Origin of the sequence: Xanthobacter autotrophicus (assembly GCF_029991245.1) — a bacterium.
GTDB lineage: Bacteria > Pseudomonadota > Alphaproteobacteria > Rhizobiales > Xanthobacteraceae > Xanthobacter > Xanthobacter autotrophicus_C.
The window spans coordinates 1-21,907 of the sequence record NZ_JAIVFO010000074.1; the positions used below are offsets into that span (position 1 = coordinate 1).

The 21,907-nt window shown below is 69.9% G+C and carries 15 protein-coding genes and 1 other RNA gene; 4 read left to right on the plus strand and 12 right to left on the minus strand.

The features are described 5' to 3' along the window. Positions 1–310: 310 nt before the first annotated feature. From K9U41_RS13570 to K9U41_RS13620, 11 genes are all read right to left on the minus strand, one after another. Positions 311–3,784, minus strand: coding sequence for a bacteriophage N4 adsorption protein A (locus K9U41_RS13570; RefSeq protein WP_282641367.1), 3,474 nt, complete (start codon positions 3,782–3,784; stop codon positions 311–313). Between the two features lie 179 nt (positions 3,785–3,963). Then, entirely contained in the window at positions 3,964–4,968 is a 1,005-nt protein-coding gene (locus K9U41_RS13575) for an alginate O-acetyltransferase AlgX-related protein (RefSeq protein WP_282641368.1), read from the minus strand. After that, positions 4,965–6,047, minus strand: a complete 1,083-nt coding sequence (locus K9U41_RS13580; RefSeq protein WP_282641369.1) for an alginate O-acetyltransferase AlgX-related protein — start codon at positions 6,045–6,047, stop codon at positions 4,965–4,967. The genes K9U41_RS13575 and K9U41_RS13580 overlap by 4 nt, the downstream gene beginning before the upstream one ends. Before the next feature lie 6 nt (positions 6,048–6,053). Next, entirely contained in the window at positions 6,054–7,439 is a 1,386-nt protein-coding gene (locus tag K9U41_RS13585; RefSeq protein WP_282641370.1) for an MBOAT family O-acyltransferase, read from the minus strand. A gap of 128 nt (positions 7,440–7,567) precedes the next feature. Further along, positions 7,568–8,269, minus strand: a complete 702-nt coding sequence (locus K9U41_RS13590) for an alginate O-acetyltransferase AlgF (RefSeq protein WP_282641371.1) — start codon at positions 8,267–8,269, stop codon at positions 7,568–7,570. A gap of 186 nt (positions 8,270–8,455) precedes the next feature. Beyond that, the gene (locus K9U41_RS13595; protein WP_432715795.1) at positions 8,456–9,070 is read right to left on the minus strand and encodes a chloramphenicol acetyltransferase; all 615 of its coding nucleotides are present in this window, start codon (positions 9,068–9,070) and stop codon (positions 8,456–8,458) included. Beyond that, positions 9,067–9,786: a DUF1045 domain-containing protein gene (locus tag K9U41_RS13600; RefSeq protein WP_282641373.1), complete on the minus strand. Its 720-nt coding sequence runs from the start codon at positions 9,784–9,786 to the stop codon at positions 9,067–9,069. The genes K9U41_RS13595 and K9U41_RS13600 overlap by 4 nt, the downstream gene beginning before the upstream one ends. Before the next feature lie 36 nt (positions 9,787–9,822). Further along, positions 9,823–10,464, minus strand: coding sequence for an MBL fold metallo-hydrolase (locus tag K9U41_RS13605; protein ID WP_282641374.1), 642 nt, complete (start codon positions 10,462–10,464; stop codon positions 9,823–9,825). A gap of 204 nt (positions 10,465–10,668) precedes the next feature. After that, positions 10,669–12,024, minus strand: a complete 1,356-nt coding sequence (locus tag K9U41_RS13610; protein WP_282641375.1) for a DUF3422 family protein — start codon at positions 12,022–12,024, stop codon at positions 10,669–10,671. A 249-nt stretch (positions 12,025–12,273) separates the two neighbouring features. Continuing rightward, positions 12,274–14,826 (minus strand): ABC transporter permease, encoded by a 2,553-nt coding sequence (locus tag K9U41_RS13615; protein WP_282641376.1) that lies wholly within the window; start codon positions 14,824–14,826, stop codon positions 12,274–12,276. Next, positions 14,826–15,551 (minus strand): ABC transporter ATP-binding protein, encoded by a 726-nt coding sequence (locus K9U41_RS13620; RefSeq protein WP_282641377.1) that lies wholly within the window; start codon positions 15,549–15,551, stop codon positions 14,826–14,828. The genes K9U41_RS13615 and K9U41_RS13620 overlap by 1 nt, the downstream gene beginning before the upstream one ends. 106 nt (positions 15,552–15,657) lie before the next feature. Here K9U41_RS13620 and K9U41_RS13625 point away from each other — a divergent pair, with 106 nt between their 5' ends. Continuing rightward, positions 15,658–16,299, plus strand: coding sequence for an arylesterase (locus K9U41_RS13625; RefSeq protein ID WP_282641378.1), 642 nt, complete (start codon positions 15,658–15,660; stop codon positions 16,297–16,299). Positions 16,300–16,477: 178 nt separating this feature from the next. Beyond that, positions 16,478–16,786, plus strand: a complete 309-nt coding sequence (locus K9U41_RS13630) for a hypothetical protein (RefSeq protein WP_282641379.1) — start codon at positions 16,478–16,480, stop codon at positions 16,784–16,786. 159 nt (positions 16,787–16,945) lie between these two features. Here K9U41_RS13630 and K9U41_RS13635 read toward each other — a convergent pair whose 3' ends face one another. Further along, on the minus strand, positions 16,946–18,970 hold the full coding sequence (locus K9U41_RS13635; protein ID WP_282641380.1) for a c-type cytochrome: 2,025 nt from the start codon (positions 18,968–18,970) through the stop codon (positions 16,946–16,948). Positions 18,971–19,161: 191 nt separating this feature from the next. Between K9U41_RS13635 and ligA the strand changes: the two genes are divergently transcribed. Both ligA and rnpB read left to right on the plus strand, forming a co-directional pair. Next, the gene (gene ligA / locus K9U41_RS13640) at positions 19,162–21,309 is read left to right on the plus strand and encodes an NAD-dependent DNA ligase LigA (protein WP_282641381.1); all 2,148 of its coding nucleotides are present in this window, start codon (positions 19,162–19,164) and stop codon (positions 21,307–21,309) included. 48 nt (positions 21,310–21,357) lie between these two features. Next, an RNA gene (gene rnpB, locus K9U41_RS13645) (RNase P RNA component class A) lies at positions 21,358–21,739 on the plus strand. Positions 21,740–21,907 lie beyond the last annotated feature (168 nt).

The window sequence follows — 21,907 nt, forward strand, 5'->3', positions numbered from 1 at the left end:
GGGTGGCGGCATCAAGCTTGGGGGCGGGGCAGAAGGAAGCCTGGGTCATGGCCGCGACCATGGGGCGCCGGCCCTTGCGGCGCCTTGATGTGGCGCAAGGGGGCGGGCCCTGTGGCCGCCCCCTTCAAGGCCCCTTTGTCGCACCCGCTCATACCAGTGGCCGTGAGCTTTGCTCATGGGCCATTGGTCAAGCCCGCGCGGCGCCCGGCTCCGGCCATTGCCGGATCCGGCTTTGACAGCCACAACTCGGGAACACCCGAGTTGTGGCGCGTACCCACTCGGCATCGGTCAAAGACCGAGGCCGATGGTATTAATAGGACAGGAAGGCCCCGGCGAAGATGCCCTCGGCCCGCTCGTCCCCCGCCAGCTTGAAGCGATATTGCAGCGTCAGGTCGAGGTAGGAGCGGGGCGCGGCATATGCGTCCTCGTTGAACCAGTAGCGCAGGGTCGCGCCCGGTCCCGCGCCGAGGGCGAAGGGCGTGGCATAGCCGGTGTCGTAGCCGCCGCCGATGGCGAGGTAGGGCCACAGCACCAGCCGGTCGGAGAGGGAGTCGAGCCGCCACGCATGGCCGTAGCGCGCCTCGAAGGTGGCTACCGTCTGCGGTTCCATGACGAAGTAATTGTAGTCGGCATAGATCTGCCAGGCCCGCCAATTGTCCACGTCCACCCGCAGGTCGGTGCCCTCGCTCTTGGAATAGGCGGCGCGCAGCAGCACGTCGTCGCGGGCATACTGGCCCACCGGGAACAGGTAGGACGCCTCGAACACCAGGTTCTCGCTCTTGAACGGCTTCCACCGCGCGCCCGCGCCGCCCTGGATGGTGTCGAAGCCGGTGGGTCCGCCCGCGTCGCTGTAGAGCGTGCCGAAACCGCGCACGAACAGCTCGAAGATGGCGCCATCGCGATAGCCGATGCCCGGCGGCCGCCAGTAGATCTCGCCCCCCGCACCGATGGTGTGGTTGGCGCCCGGCGAGGGCGGCGCCAGATAGGAGCCGGGGGCGACGCCCACCGCGCCGTAGCTCACCGAGGCATAGGCGCCCCAGGTTCGCGTCAGCTCCGCCACCTCGCGGCGAAGGCCGAACAGATATTGCGGATCAAGCTGCAGCTTGCCCTCGCGCGCCTCGTCGATGGCGGATTTGAAGTAATCCACCGCCTCGGCATTGTGATAGGTGTGCCTCGCCGCATAACCGGCATTGATCAGGTTGGTGCCGCGCAGCTGCCAGCGGCTGTTGGCTTCCGAGAAGTATTCGTAGGCGAGATCATCCTCGCCCGCCTGGCTCGCCAGCACCGCAAGGTCCACCGCCTTCATGCCGCGCAGGGCACCGGAATTGTAGGCGGAGAGGAACAGCTGGCGCGCCTCCTCCTTGCGCCCGAGCTGGGACAGCACGCCGATGCGCGCCGTGAGCATGGCCATGCGCTCCTGCCCACTGCGCGCGCTGGCGGCGGCAAGGGTGAAGGCGGTGAGCGCCGCCTCCTTGTCGTCGAGGGCCAGCGTGGCGAAGCCGACCCGCGCCTGTACCTCGTAGCTGGCTTCACCCCGGTAGGGCGCGAGGGCGTCGAGGGCGACGGCCGGCTGTTTGGCCGAAAGGCCGGCATCGGCGAGGCCGAGGCGCACCTGCCGAACCTGATCGGCCGGCAGGCGGCCGGAGGCGAGGGCGGCACGGAAATCCTGGATGGCGCCGGAGAAGTCGCGCGCCCGCATGCGCAGGTTCGCCCGCTGCACCAGCAGCGTCGCATCGCGCGGGTTGCCGGCGAGAAGACGGTTCGCCACCGCCTCGGCCTCCCGATAGCGTCCCGCCGAGGTGAGGGCATTGAGCAGCAGCACCTGATAGGTCGTGTTGCCGGGCTCGGCATCCACCGCCCGGCGCGCCTCGGCGATGGCGGTGGCATAGTCGCGCTTGGCGAAGGCGGCATAGGCGGCGCTGGCGGCGGCATAGCCGGGCGCGGCCGGGTTCAGGCCCGCCCCCGCCACCTGCATGGACTGGCCGGCGAAGACCGAGCAGATGACGCCGTAGGACGTGGGCTGGCACAGCACCACGGGCTGCACCAGGGCCGGGCGCGCACCGCCCGGCGTCTTCATCAGCGCCTCGGCCTGCTTGAGCAGGGGCACGATCTCCTTGTTCTTGCCCGCATCAACGGGCTCAAGCAGCTTCAGCGCGTCGGCGGCCTGCCCGGCGGCGAGCGCGGCATGGGCGGCGATGAGGCGGAAGTTCAGGTCCTCAAGATCGGTCAGCACCGGGCTGGCCAGCGCCGTGTCGAATTCCTTGACCGCCTCGTCGCGCTGGCCGAGCTTCTGCAGCAGATAGCCGCGCAGGACGTGGGGCAAGGGCTCGCTCGGATTGTCGGCGACCGCGCCGGCGGCGGCGGCCTCGGCCTCCTTGACCTGTCCCGCGGCCATCAGGGCGTTGATGAGCACCATGCGGAACACCAGGGCGTCCGGCGCCCGGTCCACCGCCTGCCGGGCGAGGGTGACGGCGGCCTGCGCCTTGCCGCGCGCAATCTCCTTGATGGCCTGTTCCGCCAAGGGCTCGGCGAGGCGCTTCTCGTTGGCGGCGCGCAGGGCCAGCAGGGTCGGATCGGTGTCGCCCTGGGCGATGGCGTCGCGGATGGCGCCGTCCAGATCCTTGAACTTCTTGGCGCGCTCCAGCGTGTCCACCAGCAGGCGGCGCCAGGTGGGGTTGCCGGGATTGTCCTTCAGCGCCTCGCGGATGCGGGTCTCGGCGAGCGCATCGTTGCCGTCGCGATAGGCGTTGAAGGCTTCGAGCGCGGCATCGTAGCCGGGGGTGTCGGAAACCCCGCCGCCCGGGGGCGTGGTGGCGGGCACGAGGCTGCACGACGGCCCGTAGGGCGTGTCCACGCACTTCTGGTAAGGCACGGGCAGGCTCTGGAACGCCTTGTCGGGCACCAGCTTCGGGTTCTTCTCCTGGGCCCGGGCCACGCGCAGCCGCGCCACGATGGCCGCATCCTGCGGCTGCACCGGCTCCAGCAGCTTGATGGCGCGCTGGGGGTGGCCGGCGGCGATGGCGGCATCGGCCATCACCAGGCGCACGTCGCGCGCGGTGGCCCCGCTCAGCACCTCGTCCTTGAGGGCCGTGTCGAAATCCTGCTCGGCCTCGGCGATGCGGCCGAGCCGCTCGCGCAGATAGCCGCGCAGGGTATGGGGCAGGAAGGATTGCGGATCCACCTCCGCCGCCTCGCCCGCCGCTTTCTCCGCCGCCTCGATCTGCCCGTCGGCGATGAGGGCGTAGACCAGCAGCATGCGGTAGCTCAGATCGTCCGGCACCAGCGCGATGGCCTTCTTCGCCGCCTCCACGGCCGCCTTCGGATTGGAGGCCTCCAGCGCCTTGTTGGCGGCCAGCGAAGGCGCCTGTGCCAGAATCTTGCTCTGCGCCCGCACGCGCGCCACCAGCGTCTGGTCTGTGATCCCGGCGGCGATGGCCTGGTTGCCAGCGGCCACCGCCTCGGCGGTCTTGCCCTGGGCCTCCAGCGCATCCATCAGCAGCAGCCACAGGCGCGCCACGTCGGGCCGCAGCTTCAGTGCCTCGCGGGCATAGGCCACCGTCTCCGAATATTTCTTGTCGCGCTGGGCGGCATAGGCCCGGTCGGCCGCGGCCCAGGCCGCGCCGGTCAGCTCCGGCGGCTCGGCCCGGGCCGGCATGGCCCCGGCGAGCGAGCCTGCCGCCACCGAGGCGGCCAGCATCACGCCGATGGCCTTGCGGCTGAGGCGCCACGGCGCCCGAAGCGACAGGGAAAGGAGAGCCGTGCGGAGAGGAATCGCGGTGGTCATGGCGCCACCGTCTCAGGGATTATTTAAACCGGGGTTAACCTTAAGGGGCACGGTGAATGGAATACTTACATAAATACTTTGTTTACCATATCAGCCGCGCAACCCCGCATCCGCCCAGAAGAAATGCGTCGCCTGCGTGAAGGAGGCGGCGCGTTGCGCTCCTGCTCTTAACTTCCAGTTTACTTCCCGATCGCCGCGCGCATCCGCTCCCGCCAGATCTCGCCGCTCATGAGGGAGGGCGCATCCCACTGGTCGGCGGCCTGCGGGCCGCTGTGGAACGGCCCCTCGTTGAACTGCCACACCAGCACCTGCGGCGGCGCCTTGGCGAAGTCCGGCGTGCCCACGGACTGGAGGAAGGTGAGCCACGGACCCACATTGCCGGGGTTCCAGGTGAGGGACACCGGCCGGTCGAGCACGTTGGAGAGCTTCTGCGGGAAGCCGAGATAGGGCTGCACGAAGCTGTTGCCCACCACATGGACGGGCGCCGGCCCGCCATCGAGCAGGGAGGCCTTGGCGGCGGGCGGTGTGCGCACGGTGTAGAGGTCCGGCCCCACCTGCTTCTGCTGGTCCGGCGGAAGGAAGCGCTCGGCAAGGTCGCCCAGATGGCGCTGGGTGACCCATTCCCCCAGCCTGTCGCCGCCCGGCGTGCCGGCGAGCCTGGCGACCTTGCCCTTGATGAATGCGGCCACCGCATCCGCCGCCGCCTCAGACGACCATGCGGTCCAGTGGTAGTCGGCCCGGTAGAAGCTGGTCTGCCGGCCGGTCTCCACCGATTTCAGGACCGGACGCAGGTCCAGGGTGTCGATGCCGGCCTTCTTCAGTTCGTCGAGGATGAAATCGTATTGCCCCGCCACCTCCGCCGACAGGCTGGCGCCGTCCGGCAGGCGCGCCTTGTAGAAGGTGGCCTTCAGCGGCACCACCAAAGTGACGAGGGTGACGCCCCGCGCGGCGAGGGCCGCCTTGGCGTCCTTGATCAGCCCCACATTGGCGGCGATGCCGGCGCGGTCCAGAACGGTGAGGCTTTCCCAGCCGGGAAACAGCCAGCCGTCCTTGCCGATGAGGATGGGAGCGCCGCCGGACGCGCTTTGCGCCACCGCCGGAGCCGCCGCGCCCGCGACGGCGAGCGCCGAGGCAAGGGCTGCTCCGGCCAGCAGCCGGCGGCGGGTGAAGGCGTGAAGCGTCATGGCGGGTCTCCCATAAAGCGGCGTTCGGTCTCCGTCAGCGGGCGGGTGAACGCACGCATCGGAAACTCCCATACGATGAGCCGTGTCTGCGCGAGACTTTCAGGCTCGTTCATCAAAAACTCCAGGAGCTGGCCGGCAAAGCCGCTGCCGTCGGCGCTCTTCTGCGCCACCTCATAGCCCGAGGCCGCCTGCAGATAATCCAGGAAACCGGAATTGCGCGAGAAGGAGGAGCCCGCCAGCACCACCGCGGGGGCGGGCACGTCGTCGAGCAGGCCGCCGGTGCGGGCGATGGTGACGGACACCTCCGGCACCTGGTCGGGCTCGGGACCCGACCACGGCCAGGAGCGCTCCAGCCCGGCAAGGCGCATGAGGTCGCCCACACGCGCATGCGGCGCGCTTTCCTTCAGCGTCACCTTCTGCGACCCGGCGCCGATCTTGCGCGCCACATGCTCGGCCACGCGCGCGGCGGCGCGCCGCGCACCCAAAGGGCTCCAGTGGGTATCGGTGCGCAGGAAGCCGTCCGCAGCGGGCCAGCCGGGCGCGATCTCCACCTGGTCGAGGCCGAGCGCGCGGCTCCCCTCCCACCACGCGGCAAAACGCCGGGCCGCCAGATCCGCCACCGGCAGGCCGCAGAGCCTGTCCCCCGCCAGCAGGGCCTTGTCGGGCACCGGCAGCACCACCAGGGCGATGTTCCGCGCGGCGAGATGATCGCGGATCTTCGCGGCGAGCCGGAGGCGCTCCGCCACATGGGTCTCCCGCTCGCGCGGCTCGACGATCTCGTCGGCATAGAACAGCCAGCCCGGGCACCCGGCGCGCACCAGCGGCCCGGCATCGCCGAGCAGGCGGTAGGCAAGGCCCGAGGCGATGTCATCGAGCGCCGTCAGCTTGGGCAAGGCGGCGACCACCTGCTTGTCCAGCACTGCGGTGAAGCGGCCTTCCAGGATGTCCATCGGAGCGGCAACAGCGGCAAGCGCCTCCCGGCTCTCCGGGGCCGAGAACCGCGCCGCGACGAAGCCGAGGCCGGCGAGCATCAGCGCCAGGAAGGCCAAAGTGGCGAGAGTGCGGGCGAGGGTCGTCATGGCGCGTCAGAACTGGAAATAGAGGAAGGGCACGACGATCCGGCCCTGCAGCACGAACACCGCGAACAGGAACAGGGGCAGCGCCGTCCACGCCCGCAGCGCATGGCCCGGATTGGGCGCGGAGGGGTCGATGCGCACCAGCTTCGGCAGATAGATGAGGCCGATGCCGAGGACGAGGGTGACCAGCTCCAGCGGCCGGATCGCCGCCCCCATGGCGGGGGAGGGGGCCAGCCCGTGGGCACCCGCGAGGCCGGAGAAGATGCGCCCCGCCTCGTCCCAGTTCGCGGCGCGGAACAGCGCCCAGCCGACCATGACGAAAGCCAGCGTGAGCCCATGGCCCAGCAGCGCACCCGTGCCGGGCAGGCGCGCCGCCTTCCACACCCGCCCCACCATCAGGCCGAAGCCGTGCCACAGGCCCCAGATGAGGAAGGTCCAGCTCGCCCCGTGCCACAGGCCGCCGAGGCCCATGGTGATGAGCAGGTTCAGGGAGACGCGGCCGGTGGAGCCCCGGTTGCCGCCCAGCGGAATGTAGAGATAGTCGCGCAGCCACGTGGACAGCGAGATGTGCCAGCGCCGCCAGAAATCGGCAAGCGAGGTGGCAAGATAGGGATTGTTGAAATTCTCGGGGAATTTCAGCCCCACCATCAGTCCGAGGCCGATGGCCATGGCGCTGTAGCCGGAAAAGTCGAAATAGAGCTGGAGCGTATAGCCCGCCACCGCCAGCAGCACGTCCGCCGTGGTCGGCTCGGCCAGTGCGTAGCCCGCATCCACCAGGGGGGCCAGCGTATCGGCGATGAGCACTTTCTGGGCGAAGCCGAGCATGAAGCGCTCCACGCCGAACATGAACTCGGCGCGGTGGAAGGTGCGCGCCTTCAGCCGCTGCGCCACCCACTCGTAGCGCACCACGGGACCGGCCACGAGGTGGCCGAACATGGACTGGTAGGTGGCATAGTTCACGAACGAGGGCTCGGCAGCGACCGTGCCCCGGAACACGTCGGTGGAATAGGAGATGGCGCCGAACACAAAGAAGCTGAGGCCGATGGGCAGGAGCACATCCTGCCAGCCCCACACCGAGGCCCCCAGCGCTCCGGCCGAATGCACGAACATGTTGGCGTATTTGAACCAGACGAGGGACGCCAGCGGCCACGCGATCCCCACCAGCAGCGCCCGCCGCCGCGCGGCGCCGTCCGCGCGGGTGATCCACAGGCCCGTGGCCCAGGACCACACGGCGATGGAGACGATGAGCGGCAGGAAGTCCGCCCGCCACCAGGCATAGAACAGCCAGGAGAAGGCGAGGATGGCAAGGTTCCGCGCCGCCCCCGGCGTCAGCGCGTAGACGATGAGGAACACCGGCAGGAACAGGAACAGGAAACTGTCGGAGGCGAAGACCATGGGCGCTTGCGTTCCTGCTGGCCGGTCAGAGCGTTTTCAAGCGAAGTGGATCCCGGTTCGCGTGAAGAAAACGCGTTAACACAAAGTTCTAGAGCGATTGCCGCGAGCCAGGGCGAGCGGAAAACGCTCTAGTTGCCGGCGCCGCGATAGGGCTCGGTCTCGTCGCGCTGGCCGGTGAGCACCGGGCCGGCGGCACCCGGCAGCAGGAACAGGCTGTAGTGGTCCCCGGCCTTCAGCGGCGGCAGGGTCAGGGGGCCGGAAGCCGCCGCCCCGCAGGTGGCCGCAAGGATCGCCTCGATGGGATTGATGGCGCGCTGGCGCGTGGCATTGGGCGCCACCGCCTCGAACACGGTGGGACCGCCATCGGCCACGGTGACGGCGCCGTCGCAGCCGGGCACGAGATTGTAGAAGCGCAGCTGGGCCTTCAGGTCGTTGCGGCCCTCGGTGGAATCGGCGATGACCACCGCCGGGCCGCCCGCCGGCACCACCACGGTGGAGAAGGCATCCGCCGCAGGCACCAACGCCCCCGCCACGGGCCGGCCGTCGATGCTGAGGGCGAGCGGCGCCCCGCCCTTCACCACGCGGTAGATGGTGGCGGTGTCGCCCGGTGGCACCGGCGCCGCCGGACCTGATCCGAAGGCGATGGGCGCGCCGCTGCGGGCCAGGTCGATCACGCGCACATAGGCCGAGCCGGCCGGGGGCTTGGGCGCATAGAGCCGGGTCAGCTCCTGCGCCTGTGCGCCAAGGCCGGCCATGGCGAGCGCCAAAGCGCCGAAGCCGGCGGCGATCCGGCTTGCGGCGGCACGCGTGACGCGGATGGAAACAGGCATACGCGGACCCCTGACCAGCCTGAAGACGGTTCGAGCGGCACCGGCGCGGCACCAAGATCAGAGTCCGGGATCGCGCCGTGCTCGAACGCCAAGACAGTTAGGCCCTGCGCCCGCGCGAGACAACCGAGCCGCCCGCCCATCGCCGTCTATGGTTACGCACGGTGACCGAAGACGCAGCGCCCGCGTTCACCCCTCGTACTTCTCCAGGAACGCTGCGATGGGAAGCGCGCGGAAGTCCGGCAGGGCGGTCCGAAGCCGGTCATGGCTCCAGTCCCACCAGCTCAGCGTCTGGAGGCGCGCGGCGATGTCCGCCGGAAAGCGTTCCTTCACCACCCGCGCCGGCACCCCGGCGACGATGGCGTAGGCCGGCACATCCTTGCTCACCACCGCCCCCGCCGCCACCACCGCGCCGGTGCCCACGCTGCGCCCGGCGAGCACCACGGCCCCATGGCCGATCCACACGTCATGGCCGAGGGTCAGCTTCTGGTCGCGGCGCCACTGGAAGAAGTCCGCCTCGTCCTCTTCGCCGGGAAAATAGGCGGAGGCACGATAGGTGAAATGCGCCTGCGACGCCCGCCAGGTGGGATGGTTGCCCGGATTGAGCCGCGTCATGGCGGCGATGGAGCAGAACTTGCCGATGCGCGCATAGGCGATGTCGGCGTCGTTCACCACATAGGAATAGTCGCCCATCTCCACTTCGAGCAGCTTGGTGCGGGCGCCCACCTCGGTATAGCGGCCGAGGGTGGAGGCCTTCACCTGCGCGGTGGGATCGATGAGCGGCGTTTCGCCGAGCACTTTCACCGCTCACCCCCGCACTGCTCACCGCCGAACGGCAGCCGCCTGAGGATGCGGAAGCGCGCGCCCGGTGCGTCCTGCACATAAAGGGCAACATCGCCAACGGTCACCGGCACCTCCGCGCCGCTGCCGTGGTAGGCGTCGGCCAGCGCGTTCATGGCGTGGCTGCGCTCGCCCTCCGGCAACGGGCCGGTCAGGGTCATGTGGAAGCGGAACTCGTCCAGCACATAAGGATAGCCGTAGGTTTCCAGATGGCTGATCTGCCGCGCCGACAGCCGATCCGGCTTGCGCCGCGCCATGTCCTCCGGCGAAAGCTGCGCCCTCATCCCCTCCAGCTCCAGGACGCAGGAGGCGGCGAGGTGTTCGAGCTTCGGCGCCGGCACCGCCGGCACCAGGGCCACGAAGGGGCCGATGGCGCGCACCTCCAGGGGTGGCATCTCGAACGCATGGTGGCCGGCGGCGCAGGCGGCGACGGCGGCCACGAGATCCTGTTCCGTCTTCCCCTCCGCGAGGCGGAACGGCGCCTTCAGGGTGCCGTGGAAGCCGTAGCGCCGCGGCTCGGCGGTGGCCGCCTGCCAGACCTCGGCATCGAAGCCCGGGAGGTCCGGAAAGGCCGGCTCGGCGCCGGTCTGCGCATCATAGCCGAGCACGCACGAGCCGAAGCGCCACAGGGCGCTTTCGGCGGGCGGGGCGAGATAGAGGGCATAGCGCGGGGCGGTCACGGTGGCAGCGCCTCCTTGCGCGTCACGGGCGGAAGATCAGCGCGGAAGAAACGGGTTGTGGGCCTTTTCGTCGCCGATGCTGGTGACAGGACCATGACCGGGCAGGCAGACCACAGTGTCCCCCAGCGGCAGCAGCTTGCCGACGATGCCGGCGATCAGCAGGTCCGGATCGCCATAGGGAAAGTCGGTGCGGCCCACCGAGCCGCGGAACAGGGTGTCGCCCACGATGGCGATGCCGACCGGCTTGTGGACGAAGACGAGATGGCCCGGCGTGTGCCCCGGCACATGCAGGATATCGAGGGTGAGATCGCCCACGCTCACCGTTTCGCCCTCGCTGAGATAGCGGTCGGGCGTCACCGCGCGGGCGTTGGGAATGCCGTATCGGGCGGCCGCGGCGGGGATGTCGTCCATGATGAACTGGTCGGCCTCGCCCGGCCCCTCCACCTTGACGCCGAGGGTCTCGGCAAGCTCGGCGGCACCGGCGGCATGGTCCACATGGCCGTGGGTCAACAGGATCTTGTCCACGCTGATCCCGGTCTCGGCGATGGCCGAGCGGATCTTGTCGAGATCGCCGCCGGGATCGATCACCACGCCCTTCATGGTCCGGGTGCACCACAACAGCGAGCAGTTCTGCTCGAACGGCGTGACGGGGACGACGGCGATCTGGATCGGCTGCATGGAGGGCTCCGCGAGAGCGCGTATGGCGACGGTGGCGGGCACAGCCCGTCCCCGGTGAGGTTCAAGAAAAGGTCCGGCAGGACGGGCGCGGACGCAAGGTGGCCGAAGGTCCACGGTGGGCGAAACGTCCTGCCGCGGGTGGATCAATGCGGTCGAGGCGCCATGGCCAAGCCTTCGTGGCGCCGGTCTGCGAGGCCGCCCGCCTCAGTCGCTGTCGCCGTGGGACCGGCGGATTCGCCGCACCACCGACCACACGCCGAGCACCGCCAGCGGCACCGCCAGCGCCGTGGCAAGGCCCACGTCGAGATGGACGCCGAAGGTCCGCACGTCGATCCCGCTCTCGTGGATGCCCTCGGCCATGTGGTGGAACAGGCTGACCACATAATAGGAAATGGCCGCCACCGAGAGGCCTTCCACCGTGCGCTGCAACCGCAGTTGCAGGCGGGTGCGCTCGTTCATGGAGGTGAGCAGGTCGCGGTTCTGCTGCTCCAGCTCCACGTCCACGCGGGTGCGCAGCAGGTCGGCGGCGTTGGACAGCTTGCCGGCGATCTTGTCCTGCCGCTCCTCCACCGCAAAGCAGGTGCGCATGGCCGGCTGCATCCGGCGATCGAGGAATTGCTGCCAGGTGGGAAAGCCCGTCACCGGCACCTCGCGGATGGTGGCAAGGCGCAGCCGCACGATCTCCATATAGGCCCGGCTGGCGCCGAAACGGAACAAGGCGCCGGCCGCTCCCGCCTCCAGCTCGGCCGCGAGCGCCACCAGCTGGTTCAGGAGGTTGTTGTTGTCCACAAGCCCCTTGGCGGAGGTCATGGCGGTCGCTGCCGTGGCAAGCCGCGCCTCGATGCGCGCCACCTCCGGCGACAGGCGCTGCGCCTCCGGCAGGCCGAGCAGGGCGAGGGTGCGGTAGGTCTCGATCTCCAGAAGCCGCTGCACCAGCGCGCCGGCCGCATCCGCCCCGAGGCCCCGGTTGCGCACCAGGATGCGCACAAAGCCAGACGGATCGGGCATGAAGTCGGTGGCGATCTCGGCGAAGCCGTCGTTCACGTCGGCGCGGGCGAGGCTCGATCGGTCGAACACCTGATCGAGGAAGAAATCCTCGGCGGTGTCGGGCACAAGGTGGAGATCCACCGCCACCAGCAGCGGGCCGGGCTGCGGCACCTCCCCGAAGGGGCTCGCGAGGGTCGCCGCCGGCGGCTGGAACGGCAGGCCGCCGGGCTGGATGCCGCTGGAGGGCAGGTCCCAGGTGTAGGTGCAGAATTCAGCGTGGCTTTCCCACCTCAGCTCGGCGCCGCCGAACGAGACGTGGTGATACTTGGCGCTTGAGGCCGGCGCGGGAAGCCCCCGCGCATTGCACAGGGCCGCCAGCGCCGCGCGATCGGCCTGCGCCGTGCTCGGGTCCAGAAGGAAGGCGGCATGCAACATGCGCCGGGGCGCCTGCGCCGGCGCGAACGGGCGCGCATGCAGCTCGCGCAAGACCTGCGCGCGCAGGGGATGGGCGTGAAGCGCCCGCCCTTCGCCGATGACGAGGTCCGCCTCGCCTCCCGTGCGCCCAGTGTCCATCGCGCCGCTCCCTGATCTGTTTTGTCCGTGCTGGCACGGCGGCGACGCGCGATCAAGGCGCATGGTCCGTCGCAAGCGTCGCACCGGGCGGGCCGGGCGCGGTCGGAGGGCTTCCACCCGCGACCGCAGCCGGAGGCGTTCGCCCGCGGCCGACGCGTCTTATGCCAACGGCGCTGGTCTTTGACCGGTGCCGAGAGGGTGTCGCTCAAGCGCCGCGCGGGCTTGTTCCCTCGGTCGATGAAGCGCGTCTCACAGATGCCGCAGCACCCGCGCGGGCGGGACCGAAAGCGCCCGCAGGGTGCCGGCCAGCCCGACGCCCACGGTGACCACCAGCGCGCCGATGACCGCCCCGGCGGCGGCCGGCAGCGAGAAGCTGAAGCCGATATCCATCACCTGCGTCACTACCCCATAGGCGGCAAGGCTGCCGGCCGCCACGGCCACCAGCGCGGTGGCAAGCCCGAGCCCGGCATATTCGAGGGCGTAGGCGAACATGAGCCGGCCCCGCGTCGCCCCCAGCGTCTTCAGGATCACCGCGTCATAGATGCGGCCCTCGCGCCCCGCCGCCAGCGCGCCGGCCAGCACCAGCACCGAGGTAATGAGGGTGACGAGGCTCGCCGCGCGGATGCCCAGCGACAGGTTGTCGAGCATGCGCTGGGCCTCTTCCAGCGTCTCCTTCACCCGCACCGTGGTGATGGCCGGAAAGCGCCCCGCCACCGCCTTCAGCAGCGCCACTTCCCGCGCCGTGTCCCCGCCATCGGGAAAGGTGAGGGTGGCCAGCACCGTGTGCGGCGCCCCAGCGAAGGTGACCGGCGAGAACACCATGACGAAATTGATGCCGAGCCGCTCCCACTTCACCTCGCGCAGGTTGGCGATGCGGGCGGTGATGGGGCGGCCGAGCACGTTCACGGTCACATGATCGCCCAGCGCGAGGCCGAGGCCCTTGGCCAGCTCCGCGTCGAAGGAGACGAGGGGCTCGGTCTCGTCTGCGCTCCACCACTGGCCCGCCACCACCCGCGAGCCCTCTGGCACCTCGGCGGCGCTGGAGATGCCACGATCGCTCTGCAGCACCCAGGCGGCATCGGCGCGCGGCTTCACCTCCTCGGCGGGGGTGTCCTTCACCTTGGTGATGCGCCCGCGCAGCATGGGCACCGCCTTCACCTCGGTGCCGGGGGCGCTCGCGGCCAGGAAGGCGCGGAACTCCGCCTCCTCGCCGCTGGGCACATCCACGAAGAAGAAGCTCGGCGCCGCCTGCCGCATCGGGCCGGCCAGCTCCCGGCTCAGGCTCGCATCGACCAAGGCGATGCCCACCATCAGCGACAGGCCGAGCCCTAGCGAGAGCACGACGGATGGCGTCAGCGCCCCCGGCCTGTACACATTGGCCAGCGCGAGGCGCACCATGGCATCCCTCGGCCGTGGTGCCCTGCGGGCCAGAGACATCAGCCCGGCGGCGACTCCCCGCAACAGCAGGAACACCAGCGCCGCCGCACCGAGGAAGACGGCGGCGGCGCGCCGGTCCTCCGAGGTTGCCATGGCCAGCACCACCAGCGCCGCGCCCACCCCCGCCACCGCGAGAAAAGTGCCAAGGCCAACCTTCACCGCCGGCTCGCCGATGCCATCCCGGAACAAAGCGGAGACCCGCGCCTGCTGCGCCCGCGCCAGCGGCAGCAAAGAGAACAGGGCCGACACCAGCACCCCATAGAGCGCGGCCAGCGCCAGCGCCGCCGGATCGATGCGCGGCTCCAGCGGAAACGGCACCAGAGCGCCGATGGCCGCGCTCGCCACGAACGGCAGCGCCGCCCCCAGCATGAGCCCGATGCCGATGCCCAGCGCCGCAATCAGCCCGATCTCGGCGGCATAGGTGAGGAAGATGTCGCGCCGCGTGGCGCCCACGGCCTTCAGGGTGGCGATGACCTCCCGCTTGGCCGCCAGATGGCTCGACACCGCATTGGCGACGCCAACCCCGCCCACCATGAGCGCGGTGAGCGCCACCAGCGCCAGGAACTGGCTGATGCGCCGCACGTTGCGGGCGAGCTGCGGGGTGGCGCCATCGCGGGTGCGCATCTCGAAGCCCGCCGCGCCGAAGCGCTCCCGCGTGGCATCCATGAAGGCGGTGAGCGCCGCCGGCGAGGGATCGGCCAGCGCCACGCGATAGCTCCAGCGCACCAGGCTTCCCGGCTGGATCAGCCGCGTCTGCGGCAGCACCGCCTGCGAGACCAGAAGGCGCGCGCCGAAGCCGACGCCGGAGGACAGCCGGTCCGGCTCGCTGTCCAGCACGGCGCGGACCTCGACCATGGCGTCGCCGAGCAGCAGGCGGTCGCCCACCTTCAGGCCGAGCCGGCCCAGCAGCACCGGATCGGCCGCCGCGCCATAGAAGCCGCCCCTTTCGCCCAGCACGTCGGCGAGCGGCGCCGGCGGGCTCAGGGCTACCTGCCCCACCAGGGGATAGAGGCCGTCCACCGCCTTCACCTCGGCCAGCGCCGCGTCGCCGGCGGCGGTGCGGGCCATGACCCGCAGCAAGGCGGTGGTTCCGAGCGTGCCGCCGCTTGCGAGAACGGCGCGCTCGTCGGCGCTCGCCTCCCGCTGCACCAAAGTGAAGGCGGCGTCGCCGCCGAGGATGGCGCGGCCCTCCCGCTCCAGCCCCTGGGTGAGCGCCCCGGCAAAGGAGCCGATGCCAGCGATGGCCATGACACCCAGCACCAGGCAGCCGAGGAACACGCCGAAGCCCCGCCGCGCGCCGCGCAATTCGCGCAGGGCGAAGCGCAGGGACCGGGGCAGTTGGGCCGTGGCGACGAAGGCCGCCATCACAGCGCCTCCACACCGGCGCGGGACGTGATCGCGCTATCGTCCTTCACCACCCCGGAATGCAGGGACAGCACCCGCTGGCAGCGCCGCGCCAGGGCGGTGTCGTGGGTGACGAGCACCAGCGTCGTGCCCCGGGCGCGGTGGACGGAAAAGATGAGGTCCATGATCTGCCGGCCGGTGGCCTCGTCCAGATTGCCGGTGGGCTCGTCGGCGACGAGGATGGGCGGCTCGGGGGCCAGCGCGCGGGCGAGCGCCACCCGCTGCTGCTCGCCGCCGGAGAGCTGCCCCGGATAATGCTGCGCGCGGGCCGAAAGCCCCACCGCCTCCAGCTCCTGCGCGGCGCGGGCGAAGGCATCGGCACGGCCCATGAGTTCCAGCGGTACCGCCACATTCTCCAGCGCCGTCATGGTGGGGATGAGGTGGAAGGACTGGAACACGATGCCGATGTGCCGGCCGCGAAAGCGCGCCAGCGCATCCTCCCCGAGCCTTGTGATGTCGGTGCCGGCCACGGTGACGCGGCCGGCGTCGGCCCGCTCAAGGCCCGCCATCACCATGAGCAAGGTGGATTTGCCGGAGCCCGAGGGACCGACCAGCCCCACCGCCTGCCCCGCCCCGATCTCGACAGAGATGTCCTTCAGGACATGGACCCGGGCCGCCCCGGTTCCCAGGGAGAGGTCCACGTGCGACAGCGCAATGGTGGAATGCGGAGAGGACACATCATCCATGCTTGAAAATGCCGTGGCTCGAAAAAAGGGAACTGCGACGATCGCCGCCGGGGAACGCCCGCGCGCGCCCTTATGGGAAACGGTATTTAAGGCGGCGGCGGGGCTGATGGCCGCGCTCGCCCTGTTCACGTTCGCGTCAGGGCTTGCCGCGTCAGTGAGTGCGGCGGCGGCCGAGGCGCGCACCGTGCGCATCGTCGCGTTCGGCGACAGCCTCACCGCCGGCTACGGCCTGCCCGCCAGCGCCGCCTTCCCCACCCGGCTGGAAGCGGCGCTGAAGGCGAAGGGCCTCGACGTGAGCGTCGAAAATGCCGGCGTCTCCGGCGAGACCGCGGCCCAGGGCCTCGCCCGGCTCGACTGGTCCATCCGCGAGGGCACCGACGCGGTGATCGTGGAGCTGGGCGCCAACGACATGCTGCGCGGCCTCAACCCCGCTGCCACGCGCACGGCGCTGACGCAGATCGTCCAGCGCCTGAAGGGACGCGGCATCACCGTGCTGCTGGCCGGCATGCGGGCGGCGCCCAATCTGGGCAGGCCCTATCAGGAGACGTTCGACGCCATCTTCCCCGAACTGGCGGCGGCGGAAGGGGTGCTGCTCTATCCCTTCTTCCTCGACGGCGTGGCCGGCGAGCGCACCATGGTCCAGCCGGACGGGCTTCACCCCACTGCGGAGGGGGTCAGGCGCATCGTTGCAGGCATCCTGCCCAAGGCTGAGGAACTGGTGGCGCAGGTTCAGGACAAGGGCCGATAGGTCAATCGCGCGATAGGCCAACCTAACTGACTAATTTTTTGGCATTTTCACCGCCCAGCATCTCCGCTTGACCAATCCGTAATCATTCATCTAAATTCCGCCGCTTTCCGGGAGGGATCGCCCTGCCCATTCGCTGCGTTTGCGTACCATTTTACTTGAAACAACAGTGAGAATGACAATGGTTCGGGAATTCGAGTATCAGGGCGAGACCTTCCGCGTCACGGCCCACGGTGTTCATGGGCATGAAGAAATTTTCATCGTGCATATCGAGGAAGACGGCGTGGAGGGGGCGGAAATCTCCATCGACCGCATGACCGAAGAGAACGACACCAGCGCGCCCATCGAGGCCATCCTGGTGATGCTCTGCGACAAGCTCATCCCCCAGAGCGAGATCCAGGTGCAGAACCCCGCCGCCCCCTTCGCCTGGCGCGAGGGCAACGTGCTGTTCCAGGTCCACGACGGCCTTCAGGACATCAAGCACGACTGATCCGCGCCGGAGCGTCCCGCATTCGCGCGGCACCCCCTGAAACGCAAGCGGCCGTCCCGGAGCCTCCGGGACGGCCGTTTCATGTGAAACATCGTTAACGAAACCTTGCGCCCCGGACCTTGGCGCCGCGGCCTTGAGCCAAAGCCGCGGCGGGCAGTCCTACTTCTTCTGGGCGGGCGCGGAGGTCGCAGGAGCCGCCGCCTTGGCCGGAACCTCCACCACGATCTTGCGCGGCGGCAAAAGCTGCAGCGCCTGCACCGCCTGGCCGGCGAAGCCATTGAGCAGCTCGTTCTGGACCGCCACCGTCCTGGGCTGGGCCACCACCACCCGGCAATAGGCCGCGATCAGCGCATTGGCCACATCGGCCGGGTGCGCCTTCGGGTTCTGCTGGTAGAGGGTCGTGGCGAGGGTGGAGACGGCATCCCCCGCCATGGGCGGCTTGGGCGTGCCGACGAGCTTGGTGGCGGCGGCGGACAGGTCCGCCGGCACCGCCTTGCCGTCGTCCGCCGGGCAGACGAGCTTGCCCACCAGGCTCTTCGGCTCCTTCAGCACGAGGCCCGGCCCCACCGGCAGCGCCCAGGCGATGGGCTGGCTGTCCACCGGGCCGCTGACGGTCCGCTGCGACACGTCCAGCGCCGCCTGCAGGGTGAAGCGGCGCAGCTCCGCATATTTCTGCCAGGTCGGCGCGTCGCTCTTCGCCACCACCGGGCAATAGGCGGCGGTGAGCGCATCCACCACCGCGCCGCTGCCGGAGGTTCCGGAGGCGGCCTTGTAGGCATCCACCATCATGGGAATGGAACGCTGGCCGCCCGCCATCATGGCGGAGAGCGCCGCCACTGCCTTCGGGTCCGGCCCGTCCGAGCCGGGGGCCCCGCCCACCTCCGGGCAGGTGAAGGCGTCCGCCGCCTGCGTGCCGTAGTCCGGCACATGGGCGGTGGCGCGCCAGGAGGCGACCATGGAAGAGGTCACGTTGGGCGCGGCGGTGTTGCCCCAGGAGGTGCGCACATAATTGGCGAGGTCGGCGATCTGCTGGTCGTCGAGCCGGCCGGCGAAGGACGGCATGGCGCCATAGGTGCCGCCCGTGGGCAGACCGCCGAGCACGGCCATGATGATGTTGTACGGCTCGGCTGCCACCACCGCCGGATTGCCCGCCAGCGCCGGCACCGTGTCGCCGCGGCCGGCGCCCTTGTCCATGTGGCAGACGGCGCAATTGTCCACGTAGAGGGCCGAGGCGCGGCCATAGACCTCCGCCGAGAGCGGCGAGGCCGCCTGCCGGGCCGGCACATCGGCCGGCCGGGGCGAATCGAACAGATAGGTGACGATGGCGGCGCGGTCGGCATCGGTGAGGAAGCCGAGGGACTCGTGCACCACCTCGGCCATGGGGCCGAACACCGAGGTCTTGGCGGGCGCCGAGCCGGTCTTGAGGAACACTGAGAGGGTGTCCACCGTCCAGCCGTCCTTCTTCAGCGCATCGGAGGCGATGTCCGGCGCCCAGAAGCCGTCCACGTCGGCGCCGAGGAAATGCGCCTTGCCCTTGGTGGCGCCCATGATGTTGCGGGGGGTGTGGCAATCGCCGCAATGGCCCAGCGCGTTCACCAGATAGGCGCCGCGGTTCCACGCCTCGCTCTTGCCGGCGGTGGGGGTGAAGCGGCTGTCGTCGAAGAACAATTCGCGCCACGCCAGCATGCCGAGGCGCACGTTGAAGGGGAATTCCAGCCCGTTGGCCGGCGGGGTGTTGGGAATGGGCGGGATGCGCCGCACATAGGCCCACAGGGCCTTCATGTCGTCGTCGCTGATTTGCGTATAGGCATCGAACGGCATGGCCGGATAGAGATAGGCGCCGTCCTTGCGGATGCCGTTGCGCACCGCATTCACGAACTGCTCATAGGTCCACAGGCCGATGCCGGTGGAGCGGTCCGAGGTGATGTTGGGCGAATAGATCACGCCAAACGGGGTGTTGAGGCCGAGCCCGCCGGCGAAGGGCTTGGCCTTGTCGCCGGTGTGGCAGGGCATGCAGTCCGCCGCCTTGGCGAGATATTCGCCGCGCGCCACGAGGTCGGCGTCCTTGGCCGCGTCGGCCACCGGATAGGTGGCCATCTGCGCCATGGCCGGCGCGCCGGCGCAGAGGAAGGTGGCGGCCGCCAGCGCGGCGATCCTGCGGGAAAATCCTGAAGCCCTGGCCATTGTGCCCCCCGGTCGAATTCTTCTTCCGATGCTCTATCTTGGACATCTTACAAGATAGCGACATGGATACAGCCCGGTCTTTCCCGGATGCACCCGCCGGCGAGTTGCCCCCAGGGGCGCGCTTTGCCAAAAAGGGGGCGCCAGAGAGGGGAGCGCGACCGATCCGACGGATCGCGCCCGTTGGGGACACCATGACCGCGCCCGCATCGCCCGCCGCCACCTTCCGCGCCATCCCGGTCGAAGACCTTTCCCCGGCCGAGGCTGCGAGCGAGCACAAGGCCTTGGCGGAGGAGATCACCGGCCACGACGCCGCCTATTATCGCGAGGACGCCCCCGTGGTCTCCGATGCGGACTACGACGCCCTGCGCCGCCGCTACGAGGCCATAGAGGAGCGCTTTCCGGGCCTCAGGGGTGAGGACAGCCTGTCGGAAAAGGTGGGCGCGGCGCCGTCGGAAAAGTTCGGCAAGGTCACCCACCAGGTGCCCATGCTGTCGCTCTCCAACTGCTTCTCGGATGCGGAGGTGGTGGAGTTCGTGGCGCGGGTGAAGCGCTTCCTCAACCTCGGGCCGGAGGACGAGGTGGCCTTCACCTCCGAGCCCAAGATCGACGGGCTCTCCTGCTCCCTGCACTACCAGAACGGGCGCCTCACCGTCGCCGCCACAAGGGGCGACGGCAGCCAGGGCGAGGACGTGACGCAGAACGTGCGCACCATCGCCGATATCCCCGAGCGCCTCTCGGGCGCGGACGTGCCGGACACCATCGACGTGCGCGGCGAGGTCTATATGGCGGGCGCCGATTTCGAGGCGCTGAACGAACGGCAGGCGGCGGCGGAGGAGAAGGTGTTCGCCAATCCGCGCAACGCCGCGGCCGGCTCCCTGCGCCAGCTCGACCCGTCCATCACCGCGTCACGGCCGCTGAAATTCTTCGCCTATGCCTGGGGCGAGGCCTCGTCCCTGCCGGCCGAGACCCAGTTCGGCGTGGTGGAGGCGTTCGCCCGCTGGGGCTTCACCACCAACCCGCTCATGGTGGTGGCGAAAGACGCCGCCGGGCTGATCGCCCATTACCGCTCCATCGAGGCGCAGCGGGCGCTGCTCGGCTACGACATCGACGGCGTGGTCTACAAGGTGAACAGCCTGGAGCTGCAGCGCCGCCTCGGCTTCGTCTCCCGCTCGCCGCGCTGGGCCATCGCCCACAAGTTCCCGGCCGAGCAGGCCACCACCGTGCTGGAGGATATCGAGATCCAGGTGGGCCGCACCGGCGCCCTCACCCCGGTGGCCAAGCTCTCCCCGGTGACGGTGGGCGGCGTGGTGGTCTCCTCCGCCACCTTGCACAACGAGGATGAGATCGCGCGCAAGGACGTGCGCATCGGCGACACGGTGGTGGTCCAGCGCGCCGGCGACGTGATCCCCCAGGTGGTGCGGGTGATCGAGGACAAGCGGCCCGCCGGATCGAAGCCGTATGAGTTCCCCACCCTGTGCCCGGCCTGCGGCTCCCATGCCGTGCGCGAGACGGACACCAGGACCGGCAAGATGGACGCGGTGCGCCGCTGCACCGGCGGCCTCATCTGCCCGGCGCAGATGGTGGAGCGCCTGCGCCACTTCGTGTCGCGCAACGCCTTCGACATCGAGGGGCTGGGCGAGAAGCAGGTGCGTGCCTTCTTCGAGTGGGGGCTGATCGCCTCCCCCGCCGACATCTTCACGCTGGAGGCGCGCAACAAGGAAGGCCTGCAGCGGCTGGAGAACCGCGAGGGCTGGGGCAAGACCTCCGCCACCAACCTGTTCGCCGCCATCGCGGAGCGGCGCGCCGTGGCGGTGGACCGCTTCGTGTTCGCCCTCGGCATCCGCCATGTGGGCGAAACCAACGCCAAGCGCCTCATGCGCCACTACGGCACCGTGGAGGCGCTGGAGGCGGGCGCGCTGGCGGCGATCATCCCAGGCGAGGCGCACCCCAAGGGCAATGATGCCTGGCAGGAAATGCTGGGCATCGACGGCATCGGCGACGTGGTGGCGGAGGCCGTCATCGAATTCTTCGGCGAGCCCCGCAACCGCGAGGTGGTGGCTGCCCTGCTGAAGGAGGTGACGCCCGAGCCCATGGAACGGGTGGCCGCGGCCAGCCCGGTCTCCGGCAAGACCGTGGTGTTCACCGGTTCGCTGGAGAAGATGACCCGCGACGAGGCCAAGGCCATGGCGGAGCGCCTCGGCGCCAAGGTGGCGGGCTCGGTCTCGGCCAAGACCGACCTGGTGGTGGCGGGCCCCGGCGCCGGCTCCAAGCTGGAGAAGGCGCAGGCGCTGGGGGTTCAGGTGATCACCGAGGATGAATGGTTCGAGCTGGTGGGGTGAGGCGCCCACCCCTTGACGCGTCCGCTGACAGCGCCCATTGCTCCCCCACCAGCCGGCCGGGCGGCCGCGGTGTGAAAGCATCGAGGAAAGTCCGGGCTCCACTCAGACACGGTGCCGGATAACGTCCGGCGGGGGCAACCCTAGGGAAAGTGCCACAGAAAACAAACCACCCGCGAAGGGCTTTCGGGTCCGCGCGGGCCAGGGTGAAACGGTGGGGTAAGAGCCCACCGCGCGACCGGCAACGGAAGCGGCACGGCAAACCCCACCGGGAGCAAAGTCGAATAGGGACGGCACGGGAAACCACCCCTGTCTGCGGGGCGCCGTCCGGGTTGACTGCTAGAGGCGCCGGGCAACCGGCGTCCCAGAGGAATGGTCGCCACGCGGGTGCAAGCCCGCCGTACAGAACCCGGCTTACAGGCCGGCTGGTGCATACCCCTCCCCAAGGTGATGGGCATGCCGTCACCCTTCATCAGCCATGCGTTTGACGCATGACATGCGCGTTGGCTCCCGGGGGAAAACGGGTTGGCCTGCCGCCGGGGTGCGGCCATAAGGCTTCAATCCCACCGTTTCGGTGTTGATTACCCCTGCCCCGCTGCCC

What these genes read in the sequence shown, in the direction of transcription:
- ligA (WP_282641381.1), top strand. Translation starts at nt 19,162, where the DNA reads ATGACCGCGCCCGCATCGCCCGCCGCCACCTTCCGCGCCATCCCGGTC.
- K9U41_RS13615 (WP_282641376.1), bottom strand. Translation starts at nt 14,826, where the DNA reads ATGGCGGCCTTCGTCGCCACGGCCCAACTGCCCCGGTCCCTGCGCTTC.
- K9U41_RS13580 (WP_282641369.1), bottom strand. Translation starts at nt 6,047, where the DNA reads ATGACGACCCTCGCCCGCACTCTCGCCACTTTGGCCTTCCTGGCGCTG.
- K9U41_RS13625 (WP_282641378.1), top strand. Translation starts at nt 15,658, where the DNA reads ATGGCCGCGCTCGCCCTGTTCACGTTCGCGTCAGGGCTTGCCGCGTCA.
- K9U41_RS13590 (WP_282641371.1), bottom strand. Translation starts at nt 8,269, where the DNA reads ATGCCTGTTTCCATCCGCGTCACGCGTGCCGCCGCAAGCCGGATCGCC.
- K9U41_RS13585 (WP_282641370.1), bottom strand. Translation starts at nt 7,439, where the DNA reads ATGGTCTTCGCCTCCGACAGTTTCCTGTTCCTGTTCCTGCCGGTGTTC.
- K9U41_RS13620 (WP_282641377.1), bottom strand. Translation starts at nt 15,551, where the DNA reads ATGGATGATGTGTCCTCTCCGCATTCCACCATTGCGCTGTCGCACGTG.
- K9U41_RS13575 (WP_282641368.1), bottom strand. Translation starts at nt 4,968, where the DNA reads ATGACGCTTCACGCCTTCACCCGCCGCCGGCTGCTGGCCGGAGCAGCC.
- K9U41_RS13610 (WP_282641375.1), bottom strand. Translation starts at nt 12,024, where the DNA reads ATGGACACTGGGCGCACGGGAGGCGAGGCGGACCTCGTCATCGGCGAA.
- K9U41_RS13570 (WP_282641367.1), bottom strand. Translation starts at nt 3,784, where the DNA reads ATGACCACCGCGATTCCTCTCCGCACGGCTCTCCTTTCCCTGTCGCTT.
- K9U41_RS13605 (WP_282641374.1), bottom strand. Translation starts at nt 10,464, where the DNA reads ATGCAGCCGATCCAGATCGCCGTCGTCCCCGTCACGCCGTTCGAGCAG.
- K9U41_RS13635 (WP_282641380.1), bottom strand. Translation starts at nt 18,970, where the DNA reads ATGGCCAGGGCTTCAGGATTTTCCCGCAGGATCGCCGCGCTGGCGGCC.
- K9U41_RS13630 (WP_282641379.1), top strand. Translation starts at nt 16,478, where the DNA reads ATGGTTCGGGAATTCGAGTATCAGGGCGAGACCTTCCGCGTCACGGCC.